This window comes from Cellulosimicrobium sp. G4 BAM 1002, from assembly GCF_057126935.1.
The window spans coordinates 1,688,147-1,710,679 of sequence record NZ_CP182109.1; the positions used below are offsets into that span (position 1 = coordinate 1,688,147).

The window sequence follows — 22,533 nt, forward strand, 5'->3', positions numbered from 1 at the left end:
CTAGAACCCACGCCCGACAGACCACGGTGACGGCGCGGACAGCCCGAGCACCGACGCCGCCCCACCCGCGGACCCGACCACAGCACGCCCAACCCGGCCCGAGCACCGGCGCCGCCCCACCCGCGGACCCGACCACAGCACGCCCAACCCGGCCCGAGCAACGGCGCCGCCCCACCCGCGGACCCGACCACAAGCCGCCCAACCCGATCCGAGCACCGACACCGAGCCGCACGCGGACCCGACCACGGACCGCCCGACGCTGGCCGCCCAGCGCGGGTCAGTCGGTCGTGCGGAGGTCGGCGAGGAGGGGGCGGTGGTCGGCGGCCGTGACGTCGAGGACGTCGAACGACCGGAACGTCACGGCGTCGGAGCCGAAGATCCAGTCGATGCGGTGCGCCGGGGTGACGGACGGTGACGTGAGGGCGTCGGGGTCGCCTGCGACGTCCTGTCCGCTCTCGAGGCCCTGCTCCTCGAGGAGCACGATCTCGTCCCAGCCGGGTTCGGCGTTGAGGTCGCCCGCGAGGACGTACGCGCCCTCGACCGGCTCGTCCATGAGCAGCGACTCGAGCTGGTCGAGGCGGGTGGGGGTGTTCTCCTCGCGGTGCTGCAGGTGCACGGAGGTGACGCGCACGGGGACCCCGGCGGCGTCGACGGTCGCGGAGATCGCCGAGCGTTCCTGCGGGCCGGCGCCGTAGGGCAGCGCGTGCCGCTCGACGTCGGTGAGGTCGCCGCGCAACGGGTCCCACAGGATGGCGTTGCCGAACTGGCGGTCGGCCGCGGGCGCGAACACGACGCGCATGCCCGTCTCGCGCGCGAGGTACGTCGCCATGTCGGCACCGCCGCCGAGCACCCACCCGCGCGACACCTCCTGCAGGGCGACGACGTCCGCGCCCGAGTCCTCGATCGTCTCGACCATCTCGTCGAGCCGCACGGACGGGTCGGCGCTCACGCCGTAGTGCAGGTTCCAGTCGAGCACGCGCAGGTCGCCCACCGGGTAGTCCGCGACGGCCGACGTCGTCGTCGGCACGTGGACCTGCGTCAGCCCGACGAGCGCGAGCACGGCGACGGCCCCGCCGAGCGCGAGGGCGGGTGTGTACCGTGGCGCGCCGCGGGTAGGCGAGCCGTCCGACGCCGGTCCCCGCCCGGACGATCGGTCCGCCTCGGCGCGCCGGGCCTCCGCCCGGCTGCCCTCGGGCGGGAGCGCGACCGGCTCTGCGGGCTCGGAGGCACGCACCCGCAGCCCCCGGAGGACCGCGGGGACCGCGAGCGCGACGGCCGCCGCGACGGGCACGAGCGTGTGGGGGAAGGGCAGAGGGATGTCGTACTCGAGCTGGTAGACGAGCAGGGGGAGCGCGAGGCCGAGCCCGGCGGCCGTCGCGGAGCCCGCGAGGCGCAGCCACGTCAGGTGTCGCGCCGGGCGCGTGAGGCACAGGGCGAGCGTGCGCGCGGCGAGGGGCACGAGCAGGGTGAGCAGGACGACGAGCGCCCACCCTCCGACGGCGCCCGGCCCGTGCACGCGCGGGACGGCGAGGAAGGCGACCGCGACGCCGACCACCAGGACGGCGGGCGCGAGCCAGGGCGAGCCCGGGAGGCGTCGGGGGCGACCCGCCCACGGCACGAACCAGGCCGTGAGCAGGGCGGCGACGGCGAGCGCGGCGACAGCGGTCGGCAGCGCCACGCCGGCCTGCGACGCGACGAACGCCGGGTTGGCGAGCGCCAGCACCGCGAGCGCGACGAACGGTCCGAGGACCCACAGGCCCCGGGAACCGGGCAGCGCGTCCCGGCCCCGCACGACCCACGCGCACCCGAACGCCGCGGCGGCGAGGACGACCGTCACGACCCACGCCGCGACGTCCGCGCGCCAGTAGGCGTCCCAGGTCCCGAGCACGGCGCTGAGCGCCGCCGCGAGCAGCGCACCGAGCGTCACGCCGAGGGCGACGAGGCCACCGCGCGCCAGGACGTCGGACGTCGGGCCCCTCCGGGCGGAGGCGAGCGGGGCAGCCGTGCTGCGCTCGTCGTCGGCCACCTCGCCGCCGGGGGACCGCGACCCTGCCGGCCCCTCGGCCGTCGCGCCGTCCGCCCGGACGCCGCTCGCGAACGCCGCGACCACGACGAGCACCGCGATGCCCAGGGCCACGGCCGCGAGCCCGACCCCGTAGCGCACGACCCCGAGGTCGGCGCCGGAGGCGATGGCGGTCCCCAGGCCCTGGAGCAGGAGCCGCGCCACGACGAGGGCGGAGACGGCGAGGAGCACGACCCTTCCCGTGAGCTCGAGACGCGCGGCGATCATCACGACGAGCACGCCGGGCGCGGCGTAGGTCGCGAGGGCGGTGAGCGCGACGGTGACGACGCTCGCGGCGAACGCGTGGTCGAGCAGCGGGCCGCTCGACCGCACGAGCTCGACGACCATCGCGGTGACGGTCGCGACGAGGAGGAGCGGGACGAGGGCAGACCGCCCGGTCCGCGGGATCGGGTCGGTGCCGGGCTGCGCTGCGCTCACGGGGCACGACGCTACCGGGGAGGGCCTGTGATCCGCACCACACGATCGGGCCTTCCGTGCCAGACTGGGGGATCGGCTGCGACGGCGCGCCACCACCTCGGCGCGCGAGGAGGCGAGGACGTGGACAGCACGGTGGAAGACACCACCCGGTACGCGGCGGGCGTCACGCACGACCATGACGCGGCTCCGCGCACGATCGGCCACTGGGTCGGCGGTGCGTTGCGCACCGAGGCCGAGCGGTTCGGCCCGGTCCACGACCCGGCGAGGGGCGCGGTCACGGGACGCGTCGCGCTCGCGTCCGCCGACGACGTCGACGCCGCGGTCGCGGCCGCGCGCGAGGCCTTCCCCGCGTGGCGCGCGACGAGCGTGTCGCGGCGGGTCGAGATCCTCTTCGCGTTCCACCAGCTCCTCGTCACCCACCGCGACGAGATCGCGGCGGTCGTGAGCGCCGAGCACGGCAAGGTGCTGTCCGACGCGGCGGGCGAGGTTGCCCGCGCGCTGGAGTGCGTCGAGTTCGCGTGCGGGATCGGACAGCTTCTCAAGGGCGGGTACACCGAGCAGGCGTCGTCGGGCGTGGACGTGCACGAGGTGAAGCAGCCCCTCGGCGTGGTCGCGTGCATCACGCCGTTCAACTTCCCGGCGATGGTGCCGCTGTGGATGATCCCGAACGCGATCGCGTGCGGGAACACGGTCGTGCTCAAGCCGAGCGAGCGGGACCCGTCCGCGTCTCTCGTCGTCGCCCGCCTCCTCCAGGAGGCAGGGCTGCCCGACGGCGTCGTGAACGTCGTGCAGGGCGACCGCGTCGCGGTCGAGCGCCTGCTCGAGCACCCGGACGTCGAAGCCGTGAGCTTCGTCGGCTCGACACCGGTCGCGCGCCACGTCTACGAGACGGGAACCCGGCACGGCAAGCGGGTCCAGGCCCTCGGCGGCGCGAAGAACCACATGGTCGTCCTGCCCGACGCGGACGTGGACGTCGCGGCCGACGCTGCGGTCTCCGCGGCGTACGGGTCGGCGGGGGAGCGGTGCATGGCCGTGTCGGTGCTCGTCGCGGTCGGCACCGTGGCCGACCCCCTCGTCGAGGCGATCCGCGAGCGCGTGGCGCGCCTCGTCGTCGGGCCGGGGGACGACCCCGCGTCCCAGATGGGCCCGCTCATCACGGCCGAGCACCGCGACCGCGTGGCCGCGCGGGTGGGCACGGCGGCGGAGGAGGGCGCGACGCTCGTCGTCGACGGGCGCGAGGCACCCGCCGGTTCGTCCGGGCTCGGCGAGGGCTTCTTCCTGCACCCGACGCTCGTCGACCACGTGCGGCCCGAGCACACGGTGTACCGCGAGGAGATCTTCGGTCCGGTCCTGTCCGTCGTCCGGACCGAGACCTACGACGAGGCGGTCGGGCTCGTCAACGACAACCCGTACGGCAACGGCGCGGCGATCTTCACGCGCGACGGCGGCGCGGCACGTGCGTTCGAGGTCGACGCCCGGGCGGGGATGATCGGCGTCAACGTCCCCATCCCGGTGCCGGTCGGGTACTACTCGTTCGGCGGCTGGAAGAGCTCCCTGTTCGGCGACCTGCACGTCTACGGGCCGGAGAGCGTGCAGTTCTACACGCGGACGAAGGTCGTCACGACGCGCTGGCCCGACCCGTCGACCGCGGGCGTCGACCTCGGATTCCCCCGGACGCGGTGAGCGCCCGATGACGACGGAGGAGCTGGCGAGCCGCACGTCGCGCACGCGCGCCGACGACCGGTACGTCTTCCACTCGTGGTCGGCGCAAGGCGCGATCGACCCGCTGCCCGTCGCCGGGGGTGACGGCGCGTGGTTCTGGGACGAGGACGGCAACCGCTACCTCGACTTCGCCTCGCAGCTCGTCAACCTCAACCTCGGCCACCAGCACCCGCGACTCGTCGCGGCCATCCAGGCGCAGGCGGGACGGCTCGCGACCGTCGGGCCGACGTTCGCGAACGACGTGCGGGGCGAGCTCGCCCGGCTCATCACCGAGCGTGCCCCCGGTGCGGGCGGCGGCTCGAGGAGCGCGACGAGCGACGCCGACCGGCGCTGGCGCGTGTTCTTCACCAACGGCGGCGCGGACGCCGTCGAGAACGCCGTGCGCCTGGCCCGCCTGCACACCGGCCGCGCGACCGTGCTCGCCGCGTACCGCTCGTACCACGGCAACACCACGACGGCGATCTCCCTCACGGGCGACCCGCGGCGCTGGCCCAACGAGGTCGCGCCCGACCCGCACGTGCGCCACTTCCTCGGGCCGTACGCCTACCGCTCGTCGTTCGGTGCGCGGGACGACGCCGAGGAGGGCCTGCGCGCGCTCGCCCACCTGCGCGAGGTCGTGCAGCTCGAGGGCCCCGGGAACGTCGCGGCGATCCTGCTCGAGACGATCGTCGGGACCAACGGCGTGCTGGTCCCGCCCGACGGCTACCTCGCGGGCGTGCGCGCGCTGTGCGACGAGCACGGCATCCTGCTGGTGACCGACGAGGTGATGGTCGGCTTCGGGCGCGTCGGGGAGTGGTTCGCCGTCGACCGGTGGGGCGTCGTGCCGGACCTGGTGACCTTCGCCAAGGGCGTGAACTCCGGGTACGTGCCGCTCGGCGGTGTCGTCATCGGCGAGCACGTCGCGCGCACGTTCGACGACCGCGTGTTCCCCGGCGGCCTCACCTACTCGGGTCACCCGCTGGCGTGCGCCGTCGGCGTCGAGTCGATCCGGGTCTTCGAGGACGAACGCATCCTCGAACGCGTCCGGTCGCTCGGCGCCGACCTGATCGGCCCCCGGCTGCGCGAGATCGCTGCCCGGCACCCCAGCGTCGGCGACGTGCGCGGGCTCGGGTTCTTCTGGGCGGTCGAGCTCGTGCGCGACCGCGAGACGCGCGAGCCCCTCGTCCCGTTCAACGCCAGCGGACCGGCCGCCGCCCCGATGGGTGCCGTCGTCGCCGCGGTCAAGGAGCGCGGCGTGTGGCCGTTCGTCCACTTCAACCGCCTGCACGTCGCGCCGCCGCTCGTCACCTCCGCGGAGGACCTCGAGCACGGCCTCGCTGCGATCGACGCCGCGCTCGACGTCGCCGACGAGCAGGCCGAGGCGGTACGGGAATGACAGACCGGACACCCGAGGAGGGTTCATGACCACCGTGCGTGCCGCGCTCACCCAGGTCCGCTGGACGGGCGACAAGGAGTCGATGATCGACGTCCACGAGAAGCACCTGCGCGACGCCGCCGACCAGGGGGCGAGGCTCGTGTGCTTCCAGGAGCTCTTCTACGGGCCGTACTTCTGCCAGGTCCAGGACGCCGCGTACTACGCGTACGCCGAGTCCGTCCCGGGACCGACGGTCGAGCGGTTCTCGGCGCTCGCGGCCGAGCTGGGGACCGTCGTCGTGCTGCCGGTGTACGAGGAGGAGCAGCCGGGCGTCCTCTACAACACCGCGGCCGTCATCGACGCGGACGGGCGCTACCTCGGCAAGTACCGCAAGACGCACATCCCGCACGTGCGCGGGTTCTGGGAGAAGTTCTACTTCCGCCCCGGCAACCTGGGCTACCCGGTGTTCGACACCGCCGTCGGACGGGTGGGCGTCTACATCTGCTACGACCGGCACTTCCCGGAGGGCTGGCGCGCCCTGGGGCTCAACGGGGCCGAGATCGTGCTCAACCCGAGCGCGACGAGCCGCGGGCTGTCGAACTACCTGTGGCGGCTCGAGCAGCCGGCAGCGGCGGTCGCGAACGAGTACTACGTCGGCGCCATCAACCGCGTCGGCGTCGAGGACCTCGGCGACGACGACTTCTACGGCACGTCGTACTTCGTCGACCCCGAGGGCGCGTTCGTCGGGGACACCGCGGACGACCACGAGGAGGAGCTCATCGTCCGCGACCTCGACATGGACCTGCTGCGGGTCGTGCGCGACCGCTGGCAGTTCTACCGGGACCGTCGGCCCGACGCCTACGACGACCTCACCCGGCCCTGAGCCGGGCCCGGACATGTACCGAGGGGAGACCGCGCGATGCCGCACACGCTGATCCGGGGAGGGACCGTCGTCGGGCCCACGGGCTCGACCCTCGCCGACGTGCTCGTCGACGGCGAGCAGGTCGCCGCACTGCTGCGGCCCGGCGACACGAGCCTCGGTGCCGACCTCGCCGCTACCGCCGAGCGCGTGGTCGACGCGACCGGGAAGTACGTCGTCCCGGGCGCGGTGGACTGCCACACGCACATGGAGCTGCCGTTCGGCGGCACGGCCGCGTCCGACACGTTCGAGACCGGTACGCGCGCCGCGGCCTGGGGCGGCACGACGACGATCGTCGACTTCGCGGTCCAGCGCACCGGCGAGCGGGTCCAGGACGGGCTCGCCGCGTGGCACGAGAAGGCAGCCGGCAGCTGTGCGATCGACTACGGGTTCCACCAGATCCTCGGCGGTGTGGACGACGACGCGCTCAAGGCGATGGACGAGCTCGTCGCCGAGGGCATCACGAGCTTCAAGCTCTTCATGGCCTACCCCGGCGTGTTCTACAGCGACGACGGCCAGATCCTCCGCGCGATGCAGAAGGCGCGCGACAACGGGTCCGTGATCATGATGCACGCCGAGAACGGCATCGCGATCGACGTGCTCGTGCGCCAGGCCCTGGACCGCGGAGACACGGCTCCGTACTTCCACGGCACGAGCCGCCCGTGGGAGACCGAGGAGGAGGCGACGCACCGCGCGATCATGCTCGCGCGCCTCACGGGTGCGCCGCTGTACGTCGTGCACATGTCCGCCAAGCAAGCCGTGGCGACGCTCGCGCGGGCGCGCGACGAGGGGCTCGACGTGTTCGGCGAGACGTGCCCGCAGTACCTCTACCTGTCGCTCGAGGAGCAGCTGGCCGCGCGCAGCGAGGAGTGGGGTGACTTCGAGGGCGCCAAGTGGGTGTGCTCGACCCCGCTGCGTTCGCGTGCCGAGGGGCACCAGGACGAGCTGTGGCGGTACCTGCGCACGGGCGACCTGTCCGTCGTGAGCACCGACCACTGCCCGTTCTGCATGAAGGAGCAGAAGGAGCTCGGCCGCGGCGACTTCTCGAAGATCCCCAACGGGATCGGCGGCGTCGAGCACCGGCTGAACCTGCTCTACCAGGGAGTGGTCGACGGGCGGATCTCGCGCGAACGCTGGGTCGAGCTGTGCTGCACGACGCCGGCGCGCATGTTCGGGCTCGACGGCCGCAAGGGCGTGCTCGCCCCGGGTGCCGACGCCGACGTCGTCGTGTACGACCCCGCGGGCCACACGTCGATCGGGTACGACACGACCCACCACATGAACATGGACCACTCCGCGTGGGAGGGGTACGAGATCGACGGGCACGTGGACCTCGTCATGTCCCGCGGCAGGGTGATCGTCGAGGACGGCGAGTACCACGGCAGCCCGGGGCACGGGCAGTTCGTGCGCCGCGGGCTCTCGGCGTACCTGCGCTGAGCGGCGCGAGCGGGCTCGGACCGGAAGGGGAACGCGCATGGACCTCGGCGTGGTGCTGCAGAACGACCCGCCCGCGTGGCGGGTCGTGGAGCTCGCACGGCAGGCGGAGACCTACGGGTTCAGCCACGTGTGGACCTTCGACTCGCACCTGCTGTGGGAGGAGCCGTTCGTCGTCTACTCCCAGATCCTCTCGGCCACGCACCGGGTCACGGTCGGCCCGATGGTCACCAACCCCGCGACCCGCGACGTCACCGTCACGGCCTCGCTCTTCGCGACCCTCAACGAGATGTTCGGCAACCGGACGATCTGCGGCATCGGTCGCGGAGACTCGGCGGTCCGGGTCATCAACGGGCGACCCGTCACCCTGGCCGAGCTCCGCGAGGCGATCGGTGTGATCCGCGGCCTCGCGTCCGGGCAGGCGGTCGAGTACCGCGGCTCGACGCTGCGCCTGCCGTGGAACCCGGACTCCCGCCTGCCGGTGTGGGTCGCGGCGTACGGGCCGAAGGCGCTCGCCCTCACGGGCGAGGTGGGCGACGGGTTCATCCTCCAGCTCGCCGACCCCGACGTCGTCGCGTGGTCCGTCGCCGCCGTGCGCGCCGCCGCCGAGCGCGCGGGCCGTGACCCCGACGCGGTGAGCATCTGCGTGGCCGCGCCCGCCTACGTGACGAGCACGGCGCCGTCGAACGGTGAGGGGCGTCGGGCGCTCGCGCACGCGTACGACCAGTGCCGCTGGTTCGGCGGGATGGTCGGCAACCACGTGGCCGAGATCGTCGCGCGCTACGGGCCCGGCGGCACGGAGGAGGCCGCGGAGGTGAGGATCCCGCGCGCGCTCACCGACTTCGTCGACGAGCGCGAGGGATACGACTACAACGAGCACGGACGGGCGGGCAACACGCACACCGCCTTCGTCACCGACGAGATCGTCGACCGGTTCTGCCTCGTCGGCCCGCCCGAGCGGCACGTCGAGCGACTGCGCGAGCTCGCCGCGCTCGGCGTCGACCAGTTCGCCCTCTATCTCCAGCACGACGCCAAGGACGAGACGCTGCGCGCGTACGGCGAGACGATCGGCCCAGCCGTGCGCGACCTCGCGCCCGCGCGGGGGTGACGCCGGCTCAACGGGCCGACGCGCCGCCGTCGAGCAGCTCGCGCAGCGCCGGCCAGGCGTCCGCGAAGGCGGGGAGCAGGTCGAGAGCGGCGACGTCGTCGACCGGGACCCACCGCACCTCGACGCTCTCCGCGTCCGTCGCGTGCGCCTCCACGGTCGCGCCGTCCGCGACCTCCGCGAGGACGGTCGTGTAGCGCCACGGGCCGTGGTCGAGCACGCGCTCGCCCACAACCCGCACGCTCGCAGGGCCGATCCCGGCCTCCTCCTCGGCCTCGCGCAGCGCCCCCTGCGCGGGTGTCTCGTCCGGCCCGACGGCGCCGCCCGGCACGCCCCACGTCCCGCCCTGGTCGGACCACGGCGCGCGGTGCTGCAGGACGACGTCGGTCAGCCGTCCCTCGCCGTCGCGCCGCCCCAGCAGGAGGCCGGCCGCGCCGAAGAGCCCCCAGTGCCGCCGTCCGCAGTCGCACTCGACCCACCCGTCGCCGGGCTGCAGGTGGCGGGGGAGCCGTGGCGGCGGCTCGCTCGGGTCGCGCGGCGCGGTGGGAATCGTCACGGGGCCATGCTGCCAGGCTCCGACGACGACCGGGGCCGGGTCAGAACAGGCGACCTCCGGTGACGGCGAGATGGTCGCCCGTGACGTAGCTCGACTCCTGCGACGCGAAGAACACGTACACCGGCGCGAGCTCGGCCGGCTGCCCGGCTCGGCCGAGCGGCGTGTCGGCACCGAACTGCTCGACCTTCTCCGGCGGCATCGTCGCGGGGATCAGCGGCGTCCAGATCGGGCCAGGGGCCACCGCGTTGACGCGGATCCCCTCCTCGGCGAGCTGCTGGGCGAGCCCGCGCGTGAAGTTGAGGATCGCCGCCTTCGTCGTGGCGTAGTCCAGCAGCTGAGGGCTCGGCTCCGACGCCTGGATCGACGTGGTGTTGATGATCGCGCCGCCACGAGGCAGGTGCTCCAGCGCGGCCTGCGTGATCCAGAACAGGGCGTAGACGTTGGTCTTGAGGACCCGGTCGAGCTGCTCGGTCGAGATGCCCCGCAGGCCGTCGTCCTGCGACATCTGGTACGCCGCGTTGTTGACGAGCACGTCGAGGCCGCCCAACCCCTCGACCGCGTCCTCGACGAGCTGGCGGCAGAAGGACTCCTCGCGGATGTCGCCAGGCAGCAGGACGGCCGTGCGGCCCGCCTCCTCGACCCAGCGCGCCGTCGTGCGGGCGTCCTCCTCCTCCTCGGGCAGGTAGACGATCGCGACGTCGGCACCCTCGCGGGCGAAGGCGATCGCGACCGCGCGCCCGATGCCGGAGTCGCCGCCCGTGATGAGCGCGCGCTTGCCCTCGAGCCGGCCGGAACCCTCGTACGTCGACTCTCCGTGGTCCGGCTCCTGCGACATCTCGGCGGTGCGGCCGGGCGGCTCCAGGTCGTCCGCCGGCTGCTGCGGGCGGGGCTGCTGAGTGGTCGGGTCCTGCGGGGTGGTCTGGTCGGACATCTGCGGCTCCTGCGTGTCATGGCGTCAGGGACTCGTCCAGCATGCGCACAGGCCGCGCCGCTCGCACCGGCGGCGGCACACGGTCGGGTGGTGACCTGCTGCGCGAGCGAGGAGCCGAAGGCCGTGTCCGCGCCGCGTACGATCTTCCGCTTGTGAGCAAGGTCGGGGAGATCGTCGCGCCACGGCGCATGGGCACCAGCTTCCGCTGGTTGCTGTCGTCGTCGTGGGTGAGCAACGTCGGCGACGGGATAGCGCTGGCGGCAGGACCGCTGCTCGTCGCGTCCCAGACGGACTCCGCGTTCCTCGTCGCTCTCGCCGCACTCCTGCAGCGCCTGCCGTGGCTCCTGTTCGGGCTGTGGGCGGGGGCGCTCGCGGACCGGCTCGACCGGCGCGTCGTCGTCATGGTCGCGAACGCGCTGCGCGCAGTCGTCGTGGTGGCTCTGTGCGTCGTGATCGCGACGGGGCACGTGAGCATCGGCGTCGTGCTCGCCGTGATGTTCCTCTACGGCGTGGCCGAGGTCTTCGCCGACTCCGCGTCCCAGACGCTGCTGCCGATGCTCGTCGAGCCGCGCGACCTGGGCACCGGCAACGCGCGCCTGCAGGCAGGGTTCCTCGCCGCCAACCAGCTGCTCGGGCCGCCCGTCGGGGCGTTCCTCTTCGCGGCCGGGATGGTGTGGCCGTTCGTCGTGCAGGTCGTGTGCGTCGCGCTCGCCGTCGTGCTGGTGAGCCGCATCGCGACGCCGCCCGGCGGCGTCCGCGACGTGCACACCCACGTGCGGCAGGACATCGCGGAGGGCGTGCGGTGGATCCTCTCCAACGCGCCCGTGCGCACGCTCGCGCTCGTCATCCTCGCCTTCAACGTCACGTGGGCCGCGCCGTGGGGCGTGCTCGTGAAGTACGCGCTCGACCACCTGCAGATGGGTGAGGTCGGCTTCGGTCTGCTCACGACCGCGTCGGCGATCGGGGGCGTCCTCGGCATCGCGTCGTTCGGATGGCTCGAGCGGCACGCGAGCCTCGCCCTGCTCATGCGCGTCTGCCTCTCGCTCGAGGTCGTCATGCACCTCGCGCTCGCGCTCACGACGACGGGCTGGGTCGCGCTCGTGATCATGGTCGTCTTCGGTGCGTAGGCGTTCGTGTGGGGGACGGTGTCCAGCACGATCCGTCAGCGTGCCGTGCCGACCGAGTTCCAGGGCCGCGTCGGCTCGGTGTACATGGTCTGCGTGTTCGGCGGCATCGCCCTCGGGCAGGCGCTCGGCGGGGTCCTCGCCGAGACGTGGGGCATCACGGCACCCTTCTGGTTCGCGTTCTTCGGGGCCGGGCTGACCCTCGCGCTCGTGTGGCGGCAGCTCGCGCACATCGCCCACGTAGGTTCGGTGGACCCCGAACCCGACCCCGAACCCGACCCCGAGGCCGCGCCGAGCTGAACCCTCGCGCCGAGGAGCCGAGGTGACCTGACGCCGTGGGCAGGTGCGACACCGTGGTGCGTCGGGCGACGAGGCACGGTCGGCGAGCGAGCTGGCCCGTCCGCTCTCCGGAGAATCCCGTGGACCGTGTCGGACCCTCGCGGCAGGATGTGTCCGTGAGCCATACGCCGTACGACAATGACCCGACCTCCGTGCCCGGCGAGGCACAGCCCGTCACCGGGTCGGCGGCCGCGACGGACGTGACCGACGCGCCCGCCGACGACACGCTCGCGATGCCCCGATGGCGTCGGGACGCGACCGTCTTCCTCTCGGGGCAGACCGTCTCGTTGTTCGGCTCCATGCTGGTGCAGTACGCCGTCATGTGGCACCTGACCATCGAGACGAAGTCCGGGTCGGTGCTCGCGCTGAGCACGCTCTTCGGCTTCCTGCCCCAGGCCGTCGTCTCGATCTTCGGCGGCGTGTGGGCCGACCGCGTGAACCGCAAGGCGCTCGTCATCGCAGCGGACGGCACCATCGCCGTGACCACGCTCGCCCTCGCGCTCCTCATGCTCGGTGGCGCCGACGACCTGTGGCTCATCTACGCCGCCCTCGCGATCCGCTCGACCGGCGCGGGGATCCAGACGCCGGCCGTCGCCGCGCTGCTCCCGCAGATCGTGCCGACGAGCCGGCTGATGCGGGTCAACGGGATCAACCAGTCGATCCAGTCGGCCATGATGCTGCTCGCGCCGGCCGTCGCGGCGGCCGTCTACGCGAGCACGACCATCGTCGCGGTGTTCTTCATCGACGTCGTCACCGCCGTCGTCGGCATCGGCCTCCTCCTGCTCGTCCCCGTCCCGACGTTGGCGCGCGCCGCGGCCGACGGCGAGCGCGCCGGGTACTTCGACGACCTCGTCGAGGGATTCCGGTACCTCGGCTCGCACCCGTTCGTGCGCTGGGTCCTCGGGCTCTACGCCGTGGTGTTCCTGCTCATCGTGGCGCCGTCCTACCTGACGCCTCTCATGGTCGCGCGCACGTTCGGCGAGGAGGTCTGGAAGCTCACCGTCAACGAGATCGCGTTCTCCGTCGGCATGCTCCTCGGCGGCGTGCTGCTCGCCACCTGGGGCGGGCTCAAGAACCGCATCGCCATGATCGTCGGCGCCACGTTCGTGTTCGGGCTGCTCTCCGTCGGGATGGGCCTGTCCACGAACATGTGGGTCTTCTTCGCCTTCATGTTCCTGCTCGGCCTGTCCGTCCCGCCGTTCTCCACGACCTCGATGACCGTGCTCCAGGAGACCGTCGAACCCGAGCGCCAGGGCCGTGTCTTCGGCTTCGTCGGCATCGTCATGGCGGTCTCCATGCCTCTCGGCATGGTGGTCTTCGGCCCGCTCGCCGACCGGTACTCCGTGGAGTCCCTGCTGATCGTCTCCGGGATCCTCATGTTCCTGGTCATCGCGATCGCCGTCGCGCTCCCCTCGGGCCGTCGCGCCATGCGGGCCGCCGGAGAGGCCCGCTAGCCGCGAGGGTCGGGTCCGCGGTGCGAGCGGACCATGTGCCCGGACTGGCGCGCCGTCACCGTGGTCTGTCGTCCCACGCTCTCGAGCGCGCCTTGACGTCCTTCGCACACGGTCCGCCCCCACCGCTCGCCCCCGTCGCCGGGCCCGACGGCGCAGCATCGGCTTTCTCCGCCGGCCGACGGTCGGTCGTCGTCGCGGGGGCCGCGCCCCGACAGGGGTGGGACGGGGCCGGGTCAGGTGGGTGGGGTGCGAAGGGCGTAGAGCCGCGCTCGTGAAGCGAGGACGAACGACCGGGGGCGACGGCGCGGCAGCCCGAGCGCGCCACCCCCCTGACCACGCGGGTCGTGAACCCGACCCAGCCTGCGGCACCCATGCCGACCACGCGGGCCGTGAACCTGGCTGGGCCCCCGAGGAGGGTCAGTCGACGATCTCGCAGATGGCGGTGCCCGAGCTCACGCTTGCGCCGGCCGCCGCGGTGAGGGAGCGGACCGTTCCGGCGCGGTGGGCGAGGAGGGGCTGCTCCATCTTCATGGCCTCGAGGACGACGACGAGGTCGCCCTCGGCGACCTGGGCGCCGTCGGCGACCGCGACCTTGACGATCGTGCCCTGCATGGGCGACGCGAGAGTCGTGCCGGACGCTGCACCGTTGGACTTCGTGGCGGCTCGACGCGCGGGGCGGCGCGCGGCGTTCGCGGTGCGCGCACGACCCGCGGCCATGCCCAGCCCCGCAGGGAGGACGACCTCGAGGCGCTTGCCGCCGACCTCGACGACGACGCGCTCGGTCGCGAGCGGCTCGTCGTCCTCGTCGGCGGGGGTCGCGGGCGCGGGGGCGAGGGCCGCGAGCTCGTCGGCGAACTCGGTCTCGATCCACCGGGTGTGGACGCGGAAGGGCTCGTCACCCGCGGGGACGAACGCCTCGGCGTCGAGCACCGCGCGGTGGAACGGGACCACCGTCGGGATGCCCTCGACCTCGAGCTCGCGCAGCGCGCGGCGTGCGCGCTGGACGGCCTGCTCGCGCGTGGCGCCAGTGACGATGACCTTGGCGATCATGGAGTCGAACGCACCGGAGATCGTGTCGCCCTCGACGACGCCCGAGTCGACGCGCACGCCGGGACCGGACGGGAAGCGCAGGCGCGTGATGCGGCCGGGGGCCGGGAGGAAGTTCGCGGCCGGGTCCTCGCCGTTGATGCGGAACTCGATCGAGTGGCCGCGCACCTGCGTCGACGTGTAGCCGAGCGCCTCGCCCGCGGCGATGCGCAGCTGCTCGCGCACGAGGTCGATGCCGGTGACCTCTTCGGAGACGGGGTGCTCGACCTGCAGGCGCGTGTTGACCTCGAGGAAGGAGATCGTGCCGTCGGCTCCGACGAGGAACTCGCACGTCCCCGCGCCGACGTACCCGGCCTCGCGCAGGATCGCCTCGGACGCCTTGTACAGCTCGGCCTCCTGCTCGGCGGTGAGGAACGGCGCGGGCGCCTCCTCGACGAGCTTCTGGTGGCGGCGCTGCAACGAGCAGTCGCGCGTCGAGACGACGACGACGGTGCCGTGCTCGTCCGCGAGGCACTGGGTCTCGACGTGCCGAGGGGTGTCGAGGTAGCGCTCGACGAAGCACTCGCCGCGCCCGAACGCCGCCGTCGCCTCGCGGACCGCGGACTCGAAGAGCTCGTCGATCTCGTCGGCGGTGCGCGCGACCTTGAGCCCGCGGCCCCCACCGCCGAACGCGGCCTTGATCGCGACGGGCAGACCGTTCGCGGCGGCGAAGGCGTGCACCTCGCTCGCGTCGGCGACGGGGTCGGGGGTGCCGGGGACGAGCGGGGCCCCGGCGCGCTGCGCGATGTGCCGCGCGCTCACCTTGTCGCCGAGCGCCTCGATCGCCGCCGGGGGCGGCCCGATCCAGACGAGACCGGCGTCGAGGACGGCCTGCGCGAACTCGGCGTTCTCCGCGAGGAACCCGTACCCCGGGTGCACGGCGTCGGCGCCGGAGCGGCGCGCGACGTCGAGCAGCTTGGCGATGTCGAGGTAGGTCTCCGCGGCGCGCGCACCCCCGAGCGCGAACGCCTCGTCGGCGAGGTGCACGTGCAGCGCCTGCCGGTCGGGGTCGGCGTAGACCGCAACGGACGCGATGCCGGCGTCGGCGCAGGCGCGGACGATCCGGACGGCGATCTCGCCACGGTTGGCGACGAGGACCTTGCGCAGGGGGCGGGAGGGGTTCGCGGGCACGGCTCACGGTAACGCGTGCGCGCGGCGGCGATCACGCTCCCGGGCCGGGTGCCGGGCAAGATTGGAGAAGCAACCAAGGCACGTCGGGGTCGATTGGAGGAAACCTCCATAGCGGCGCGCTCCAGCGGCTCTCAAGGCACCGGTCGTTGTCCGCCCTCGACAACGGAGCGCCGGGGCCTGGTCAGGAGCGCAGCTCGTGCCAGGCGACGCCGACCCCGCGCAGCAGAGAGCGCAGCAGCGGCAGGCTGATGCCGACGACGCCGTGGTGGTCGCCCTCGATGCGCTCGACGTACGGACCGCCGAGACCGTCGACCGTGAACGCGCCCGCGACGTGCAGCGGTTCGCCGGTCGCGACGTACGCGTCGATCTCCTCGTCCGAGAGGTCGGCGAAGTGGACGGTCGTCGAGCTGGTCGCGCCGCTCGCCGAACCCGTGCCGCCCGGCCCGGGAGCGCGCAGGTCGACGAGCCAGTGGCCCGTGTGCAGCACGCCCGCCCGGCCGCGCATCGCGCGCCAGCGGGCCCGCGCGTCGTCGGCGTCCGCCGGCTTGCCGAGCACCGCGCCGTCCAGCTCCAGCATCGAGTCGCAGCCCACGAGGAGCGCCCCGTCCGGAGCAGTCCTTTCGAGGCCCTCGGCGGCGGCCTCTTCCGTCAGGCCGCGCACTACCTCCTCCGCCTTCGCGCGCGCGAGGACCAGCACGGCGTCGACCGGCTCGAGTCCGTCGCGAGCCTCGGCGGCCGCCCGCAGGATCGCGTCCTCGTCGACGCCCGAGACGCGGACGAGCGGTTCGACGCCCGCTGCCCGCAGCGTCGCGAGGCGGGCGGGGGAGCGGGAGGCGAGGACGAGGCGAGGCACCCGCGCAGACTACCCGGCCGGTTACGCGACGAGCAGGGCGGCGACGAGGAGGACGACCGGCGAGCCCAGGGTCGTGACGAGGATCGTGTCGCGCGCGAGGATCTCGCCCCGGCCGAACCGCGCGGCGTAGTTGTAGATGTTCTGGGCGGTCGGCAGTGCGGCGAGCGTGACCGCGGAGGCCACGACGGCGTCGTCGAGCCCGAACGCGAACCGCGCCACGACGAACGCGACGACCGGCATGACGAGCAGCTTGGCCGCGCTCGCCACGCCGACGGCGGCACGCGGCTCGCCGCGCCGCAGCGGCTTCGTGCCGTGCAGGGACATGCCGAACGCGAGCAGGATCATGGGGATCGCCGCTCCGCCCAGGATGTCGAGCGGCGCCATGACCGCCACGGGTGGCGTCCAGCCGGTCACCGACACGACGGCGCCCGCGAGCGACCCGAGGATGATCGGGTTGCGCACCGGCTGCGCGAGGACGAACCGCCACGAGAGCCGTCCGCTCGTCGTCGCGTCGAGCACGAGGAGCGCGACGGGCGCCAGGACGAGGAGCTGGAGCAGGATCACCGGCACGACGGCGGTCGCGTCGCCCAGCACGTAGACCGCGACGGGCAGGCCGATGTTGTTCGCGTTCACATAGCCGGAGCCGACCGCGCCGATGGTCGCCTCCGGCGCGGGCAGACGCAGCCACAGCCGGTCGAAGAGGACGAACACGCCCGCGGTCACGACGGCCGAGGCCGCCGCGACCGCGAGGGGTGCCTGGAACAGCTCACCGACGTCGGCGCGCGCGAGCACCGTGAAGAGCAGAGCAGGGCTGGCGACGAAGAAGCCGATCCGGTTGAGCGCCGTCCTCGCCTCGGGCCCGCCGATGCCGAGGCGCGCGGTGACGTACCCGGCGGCGACGACCACGCCGATGATCGCGAAACCGGTGAGGACGGCGCCCACGCGTCAGCCCCTGAGGGGACCGGTCGGCGTCGTCGCCCCCGCCAGGGCGACGGACCGTAGCTGCGCTCGGCTCACGCGAGCGCGTCGCGCAGCACGTCGAGGCCCACCGAACCGAGGTTCAGCGCGCGCTCGTGGAACGCCTTCGCGTCGAACGTCTCGCCGCGGGCCTCGGCGGCCGCGCGTGCGTCGTCGCGCGTCGCCTCCCACAGGCGCTGCCCGACCTTGTACGACGGCGCCTGGCCGGGCCAGCCGAGGTAGCGGTCGAGCTCGAAGCGCACGAACGAGTCGGGCATGTTGACGTTGGCGCGCAGGAAGGCGAGCGCCTTGTCGGCGTCCCAGGTGCCGCCGCCCCATTCCTCCGGTGCGGGGAGCCCGAGGTGCACGCCGATGTCGAGCACGACGCGCGCGGCGCGCATGCGCTGCGCGTCGAGCATGCCGAGCCGGTCGCCGTCGTCGTCGAGGAACCCGAGGTCCGCCATGAGGCGCTCGGCGTACAGGGCCCAGCCCTCGCCGTGGCCCGAGACCCAGCACGCGAGGCGGCGCCACGTGTTGAGCGTCGCGCGCGCGTACACGGCCTGGCCGCACTGCAGGTGGTGGCCGGGGACGCCCTCGTGGAAGACGGTCGTCTTCTCGCGCCACGTGTTGAACTCGGTGACGTCCGCGGGGACGGACCACCACATGCGGCCGGGTCGCGAGAAGTCGTCGCTCGGGGGCGTGTAGTAGATCCCGCCGGTCTGCGTCGGCGCGATCATGCACTCGAGGTCGAGCACGGGCGTCGGGATGTCGAAGTTGACGCCGTTCAGCGCGGTGATCGCGGCGTCGGACGTCTCCTGCATCCACGACCTCAGGGCGTCGGTGCCGAGCAGCTTGCGGGACGGGTCGGCGTCCAGCGCCGCGACCGCGTCCTCGACGCTCGCGCCCGGGCCGGCGATGCGGCGCGCGATCTCCTCCTGCTCGGCGACGACGCGCGCGAGCTCCTCGAGGCCCCACGCGTACGTCTCGTCGAGGTCGACCTCGGCGCCGAGGAAGGTGCGGGAGAAGAGCCGGTAGCGCTCGCGCCCGACGGCGTCCTCCTGGCGCGCCTGCGGCGCGAGGCTGGTCTCGAGGAAGTCGGCGAGCCGGCCGTACGCCTCGCGGGCCGCCGTCGCGCCGTGCTCCAGCTCCTTGCGCACGAGCGAGCACGCGGCAGAGTCGTCGAGGACGGCGTCGGCCTCGGGCCCGGCGACGAACGTCGTGAAGAACGAGGTCGTGGCGTCCGCGAGCTCGCGCGACTGCTGGACCCCGATGCGCACCTGGCGGATCGCGGCGACGTTGCCTCGCGCTGCGGCCTCGGTCAGCGACGCCATGTAGCCGTCGATCGCGGTGGGCAGTCCGTTCAGGCGCGACGCGATGTTCTCCCACGCCTCGACGGTCCCCGTCGGCATGATGTCGAAGACGTCGCGCAGCTCCTGCACGGGGGACGCGATGTTGTTGAGGCTCGCGAGCGGCTCGCCCGCCTCGTGCAGCTCGAGCTGCAGGCCGACGCGCTCGCGCATCGCCGCGAGCGTGACGCGGTCGACCTCGTCGACCGGCTCGAGGCCGTCGAGCTCGCGCAGCACCGCGCGGTCGGCCTCGGCGCGCGCCTCGTGGCCTGCGGGGGAGAGGTCGGTGACGAGGTGGTCGTAACCCGAGAGTCCCATCGCGGTCGCGGAGATCGGGTCGAGCTCGGCGACGCGCTTGACGTACGCCTCGGCGACGGCGTCGATCGGCGTGGGTGTGCGGTCGGGGATCCCGGCGGACGCGCCGGCAGCTGTGGTGGTCGTGTCGCTCACCCGGACGAGACTACTCGGCGCGAGGGCCTCCCTCGTCGTCCGTGGAGGGCGGTGCATCCTCGTCGGCGGGGCGACGCAGCGCCGCGACGAGGTCGTCCGCCCACGCCCGGTGGTAGCGCACGAGGAGAACACCGGTCGCGTCCTCGTCCTGCGCGGCGTGCCAGACGGCGACCGGGTCGCCGGACCGTGGGTCCTCGACCTCCGCGGGGACGACGACGCGTACCGGGCGCGCGAGCGCCTCGCCCGACGCCGGGGTCACCACGAGCGTCCCTCGCAGCGCCTGGGCGCCGTCGGCCTGGGGGCGCGCGCCGTCCGCCCCGACCTCGAGCGTGAGGGTGCCGGTCGTGCGCACGGGCGCGGTGAGCAGGGCCTCGCGACCACGGTCGAGAGCCGCGGCGGACCGGTCGTCCTGGTAGCGCACGAGCGCGAGGAGCGCCGTGGCGAGCAGGCCGAGCGTCGCCGCCACGACGACGGCGTCCGGGACCGGCCAGTCCCGGCCGGCCGCGACGCGCTGGTACACGATCGCCGCCAGGGTCGGCACGAACGCGACGGCCCACCCCCACCGGCGCCACGCCGCGACCGGCGCACCGGCGGGAAGCGTCTCCGGGTCCGCCTCGACGGCCTCCGCGGAGCCCGGCAGCTCGACGAGCACGGCTCGCTCGGGCAGACGGCGTCGGCGCGGCTGTGCGCTCACGAGCGCAGGCTCCAGCGCCAGGCGTCGGCGTTGTGGCGCCCCGCGCGCCCGCCGAAGCTCTTCGCCGTGGCGCCGTCGCCGGCGCCACGCAGCCCGCGCGCGTGGTTGGTCCACTCGTCGACGGGCGCGACGTCGTCGGGCAGGTCTCCTGCCGCGGCCGCCGCCGCGAGGCCGGCGACGAGGGCGGCGACCTCGAGCTCGTCCGGCGCGCCGCGCACGACGCGCACGTTCGGGGCGTCGGACCCGGGCGTGCTCACTCGTCGTCCTCGTCGTGGTCGTGGTCGTCCGCGCCGCGCCCGACGCCCCACTCGGGGACGGCGTAGCCCGCCTCGACGAGACGCTCGCGCGCCTCGTGGCCCCACCGGTCGAGGAGCCCGACGACGTCGTCGAGCTCCGGCCCGCCGGGCCGGGTCATCACGACGTAGTCGAGGGTGAAGGTGTCGTCCTCGATGTCCGCCGGCGACGCGTCCTCGTCGTCGGGCGCCTCGTCGGCGCCCGGGTCCCACACCGACGTCGTGAGGTCGGCGTGGATGCCGAGCGAGCCGTGGAGCTCGTCGAACAGCCGGGCGTTGAGCGCGCCGATGCGGCTCTCGAGCGCGAGCACCCGCGGGTCCTCGTCCGCCTCGGACGCCCCGAACTCGGCCCGCACCCCGACCGCGGTCTCGACGTACTCGTGCAGCGCCGCCGTGAGCGCGTCGACCGCGGCGTGCAGCGGCGCCGGGTCCACCGACCCGAGCGGCACGGGGCCGTGCGCGGCGTCGTCGTGGCTCATTCCTGGTCCTCCTTCACGGAGCTCGTCGCGGCGGTCACAGCGGGATGTTGCCGTGCTTCTTGGGGGGCAGGCTCGCGCGCTTGGTGCGCAGCGCGCGCAGCGCTCGCACCACCTGCACGCGCGTCTCGGACGGGCGGATCACCGCGTCGACGTAGCCGCGCTCGGCCGCGTCCCACGGGTTGACGATCGCGTCCTCGTACTCGGCGACGAGCCGGGCGCGCTCCGCGTCGACGTCGTCCCCGGCGTCCGCCGCACGCTTGAGCGCGGCCCGCTGCAGGATGTTCACCGCGCCACCCGCGCCCATGACGGCGACCTGCGCCGTCGGCCACGCGAGGTTGACGTCCGCGCCGAGCTGCTTGGACCCCATGACGATGTACGCGCCGCCGTACGCCTTGCGCGTGATCACCGTGACGAGCGGGACCGTCGCCTCCGCGTAGGCGTAGATGAGCTTCGCGCCGCGGCGGATGATGCCCTGGTGCTCCTGGTCCACGCCCGGCAGGAAGCCCGGGACGTCGACGAGCGTGAGCACGGGGATGTTGAACGCGTCGCACGTGCGCACGAACCGTGCCGCCTTCTCCGCCGCGTCGATGTCGAGCGTGCCCGCCATCGCGAGCGGCTGGTTCGCGACCACGCCGACCGACTGCCCCTCGACGTGCCCGAACCCGACGAGCACGTTCTTCGCGAACAGCGGCTGCACCTCGAGGAACGCGCCCTCGTCGAGCACGTGCTCGATCACCGAGCGCATGTCGTACGGCTGCGAGTCCGAGTCGGGGATCAGCGCGTCGAGCTCGAGGTCCTCCTCCGTGACGTCGAGCTCGACGTCGTCCGGCGGGAACGACGGCGCGTCCGAGAGGTTGTTCTGCGGCAGGTAGGACACGAGGTGGCGCACGTAGTCGATCGCGTCGTCCTCGTCGCTGCCCAGGTAGTGCGCGACCCCCGACTTCTCGTTGTGCGTCAGGCCGCCGCCGAGCTCCTCGAAGCCCACGTCCTCGCCCGTGACCGCGCGGATCACGTCAGGGCCCGTGATGAACATGTTCGACGTCTTGTCGGCCATGACGATGAAGTCGGTCAGCGCGGGGGAGTACACCGCACCGCCCGCGCTCGGACCGAGGATGAGCGAGATCTGCGGGATCACACCCGACGACGCCACGTTGCGGCGGAAGATCTCCGCGAACTGCGTCAGCGCCGCCACACCCTCCTGGATGCGCGCCCCGCCGCCGTCCGAGATGCCGATCAGCGGCACCCCCGTGCGCAGCGCCAGGTCCTGCACCTTCGTGATCTTCTGCCCGTGCACCTCGCCGAGGCTCCCGCCGAACACCGTGAAGTCCTGGCTGTACACGCACACCTGACGGCCGTCGATCGTGCCGTGCCCCACGACGACGCCGTCGCCCGCCAGGCGCTTCTTCTCCAGCCCGAAGTTGTACGAGCGGTGCTTCGCGAACGCGTCCAGCTCGACGAAGCTGCCCTCGTCGAGCAGCGCCTCGATGCGCTCGCGCGCCGTCTTCTTGCCGCGCGCGTGCTGCTTGGTCCGCGCCGCCTCCTCCGGCAGCTCGGTCGCCTCGGCGCGCCGCCGGTCGAGGTCGGCGAGCTTCGCCGCCGTGCCGACGAGGTGGGGAGCGTCGGGAGACTCGGTCGTGGGCGAGGTCGCCGCAGGGGTCGTCGCAGATTCCGTCACGGACCCGAGCCTAGTTGGCGGGTGGGACCAACTCGATGCGGTCGGCGCCAGTGCGGTGGGGTCGGCCGTTGGTGGGAGTCGACAACGCGGTGTGTCAGGCGGCTCTCGGTCCGGTACGTGGTGTCGGTCGG

The 22,533-nt window shown here is 73.5% G+C and carries 17 protein-coding genes and 1 pseudogene; 7 read left to right on the top strand and 11 right to left on the bottom strand.

The genetic code is table 11. The annotated features are described in order from the left end of the window. Positions 1 to 277: 277 nt before the first annotated feature. Entirely contained in the window at positions 278 to 2,500 is a 2,223-nt protein-coding gene (locus ACMXGY_RS07590; protein WP_483776244.1) for an endonuclease/exonuclease/phosphatase family protein, read from the bottom strand. 195 nt (positions 2,501 to 2,695) lie between these two features. Between ACMXGY_RS07590 and ACMXGY_RS07595 the strand changes: the two genes are divergently transcribed. Genes ACMXGY_RS07595 through ACMXGY_RS07615 form a run of 5 tightly spaced genes read left to right on the top strand, consistent with a single transcriptional unit; the run spans position 2,696 to position 9,037 of the window. Further along, entirely contained in the window at positions 2,696 to 4,183 is a 1,488-nt protein-coding gene (locus tag ACMXGY_RS07595) for a CoA-acylating methylmalonate-semialdehyde dehydrogenase (protein WP_483776814.1), read from the top strand. A gap of 7 nt (positions 4,184 to 4,190) precedes the next feature. Further along, the gene (locus tag ACMXGY_RS07600) at positions 4,191 to 5,597 is read left to right on the top strand and encodes an aminotransferase class III-fold pyridoxal phosphate-dependent enzyme (RefSeq protein WP_483776245.1); all 1,407 of its coding nucleotides are present in this window, start codon (positions 4,191 to 4,193) and stop codon (positions 5,595 to 5,597) included. A 25-nt stretch (positions 5,598 to 5,622) separates the two neighbouring features. Then, positions 5,623 to 6,459, top strand: coding sequence for a nitrilase-related carbon-nitrogen hydrolase (locus tag ACMXGY_RS07605; protein WP_483776246.1), 837 nt, complete (start codon positions 5,623 to 5,625; stop codon positions 6,457 to 6,459). Positions 6,460 to 6,495: 36 nt separating this feature from the next. After that, positions 6,496 to 7,932, top strand: coding sequence for a dihydropyrimidinase (gene hydA, locus ACMXGY_RS07610; RefSeq protein WP_483776247.1), 1,437 nt, complete (start codon positions 6,496 to 6,498; stop codon positions 7,930 to 7,932). Positions 7,933 to 7,969: 37 nt separating this feature from the next. After that, entirely contained in the window at positions 7,970 to 9,037 is a 1,068-nt protein-coding gene (locus tag ACMXGY_RS07615) for a TIGR03842 family LLM class F420-dependent oxidoreductase (RefSeq protein WP_483776248.1), read from the top strand. A gap of 7 nt (positions 9,038 to 9,044) precedes the next feature. On the opposite strand, the gene ACMXGY_RS07620 is transcribed toward ACMXGY_RS07615, so the two are convergent. Both ACMXGY_RS07620 and ACMXGY_RS07625 read right to left on the bottom strand, forming a co-directional pair. Next, positions 9,045 to 9,590, bottom strand: coding sequence for an NUDIX hydrolase (locus ACMXGY_RS07620; protein ID WP_483776249.1), 546 nt, complete (start codon positions 9,588 to 9,590; stop codon positions 9,045 to 9,047). A gap of 40 nt (positions 9,591 to 9,630) precedes the next feature. Next, positions 9,631 to 10,521, bottom strand: a complete 891-nt coding sequence (locus ACMXGY_RS07625; RefSeq protein WP_483776250.1) for an SDR family oxidoreductase — start codon at positions 10,519 to 10,521, stop codon at positions 9,631 to 9,633. A gap of 188 nt (positions 10,522 to 10,709) precedes the next feature. On the opposite strand from ACMXGY_RS07625, the pseudogene ACMXGY_RS07630 reads away from it, so the two are divergent. Together ACMXGY_RS07630 and ACMXGY_RS07635 are read left to right on the top strand one after the other, a co-directional pair. Further along, positions 10,710 to 11,945, top strand: a pseudogene (locus tag ACMXGY_RS07630) (MFS transporter). Between the two features lie 155 nt (positions 11,946 to 12,100). After that, the gene (locus tag ACMXGY_RS07635) at positions 12,101 to 13,438 is read left to right on the top strand and encodes an MFS transporter (protein ID WP_483776251.1); all 1,338 of its coding nucleotides are present in this window, start codon (positions 12,101 to 12,103) and stop codon (positions 13,436 to 13,438) included. A 417-nt stretch (positions 13,439 to 13,855) separates the two neighbouring features. Here ACMXGY_RS07635 and ACMXGY_RS07640 read toward each other — a convergent pair whose 3' ends face one another. The 8 genes from ACMXGY_RS07640 to ACMXGY_RS07675 form a co-directional block, all read right to left on the bottom strand. After that, a complete protein-coding gene (locus ACMXGY_RS07640) occupies positions 13,856 to 15,655 on the bottom strand; it encodes an acetyl/propionyl/methylcrotonyl-CoA carboxylase subunit alpha (RefSeq protein ID WP_483776252.1) in 1,800 nt (599 codons plus the stop codon). Positions 15,656 to 15,836: 181 nt separating this feature from the next. After that, on the bottom strand, positions 15,837 to 16,508 hold the full coding sequence (locus ACMXGY_RS07645; RefSeq protein ID WP_483776253.1) for a Maf family protein: 672 nt from the start codon (positions 16,506 to 16,508) through the stop codon (positions 15,837 to 15,839). 21 nt (positions 16,509 to 16,529) lie between these two features. Then, positions 16,530 to 17,450, bottom strand: a complete 921-nt coding sequence (locus ACMXGY_RS07650) for an AEC family transporter (protein WP_483776254.1) — start codon at positions 17,448 to 17,450, stop codon at positions 16,530 to 16,532. Between the two features lie 71 nt (positions 17,451 to 17,521). Beyond that, positions 17,522 to 19,261: a DUF885 domain-containing protein gene (locus tag ACMXGY_RS07655; protein ID WP_483776255.1), complete on the bottom strand. Its 1,740-nt coding sequence runs from the start codon at positions 19,259 to 19,261 to the stop codon at positions 17,522 to 17,524. A 10-nt stretch (positions 19,262 to 19,271) separates the two neighbouring features. Beyond that, positions 19,272 to 19,955 carry a hypothetical protein gene (locus tag ACMXGY_RS07660; protein ID WP_483776256.1) on the bottom strand — a complete coding sequence of 228 codons (684 nt, stop codon included), beginning with the start codon at positions 19,953 to 19,955 and terminating at the stop codon, positions 19,272 to 19,274. Next, positions 19,952 to 20,212, bottom strand: a complete 261-nt coding sequence (locus ACMXGY_RS07665; RefSeq protein WP_483776257.1) for an acyl-CoA carboxylase epsilon subunit — start codon at positions 20,210 to 20,212, stop codon at positions 19,952 to 19,954. The genes ACMXGY_RS07660 and ACMXGY_RS07665 overlap by 4 nt, the downstream gene beginning before the upstream one ends. After that, positions 20,209 to 20,727 carry a hypothetical protein gene (locus ACMXGY_RS07670; RefSeq protein WP_483776258.1) on the bottom strand — a complete coding sequence of 173 codons (519 nt, stop codon included), beginning with the start codon at positions 20,725 to 20,727 and terminating at the stop codon, positions 20,209 to 20,211. Before ACMXGY_RS07670 ends, ACMXGY_RS07665 begins: the two co-directional genes overlap by 4 nt. A gap of 34 nt (positions 20,728 to 20,761) precedes the next feature. Further along, positions 20,762 to 22,402 (bottom strand): acyl-CoA carboxylase subunit beta, encoded by a 1,641-nt coding sequence (locus ACMXGY_RS07675; protein ID WP_483776259.1) that lies wholly within the window; start codon positions 22,400 to 22,402, stop codon positions 20,762 to 20,764. Positions 22,403 to 22,533 lie beyond the last annotated feature (131 nt).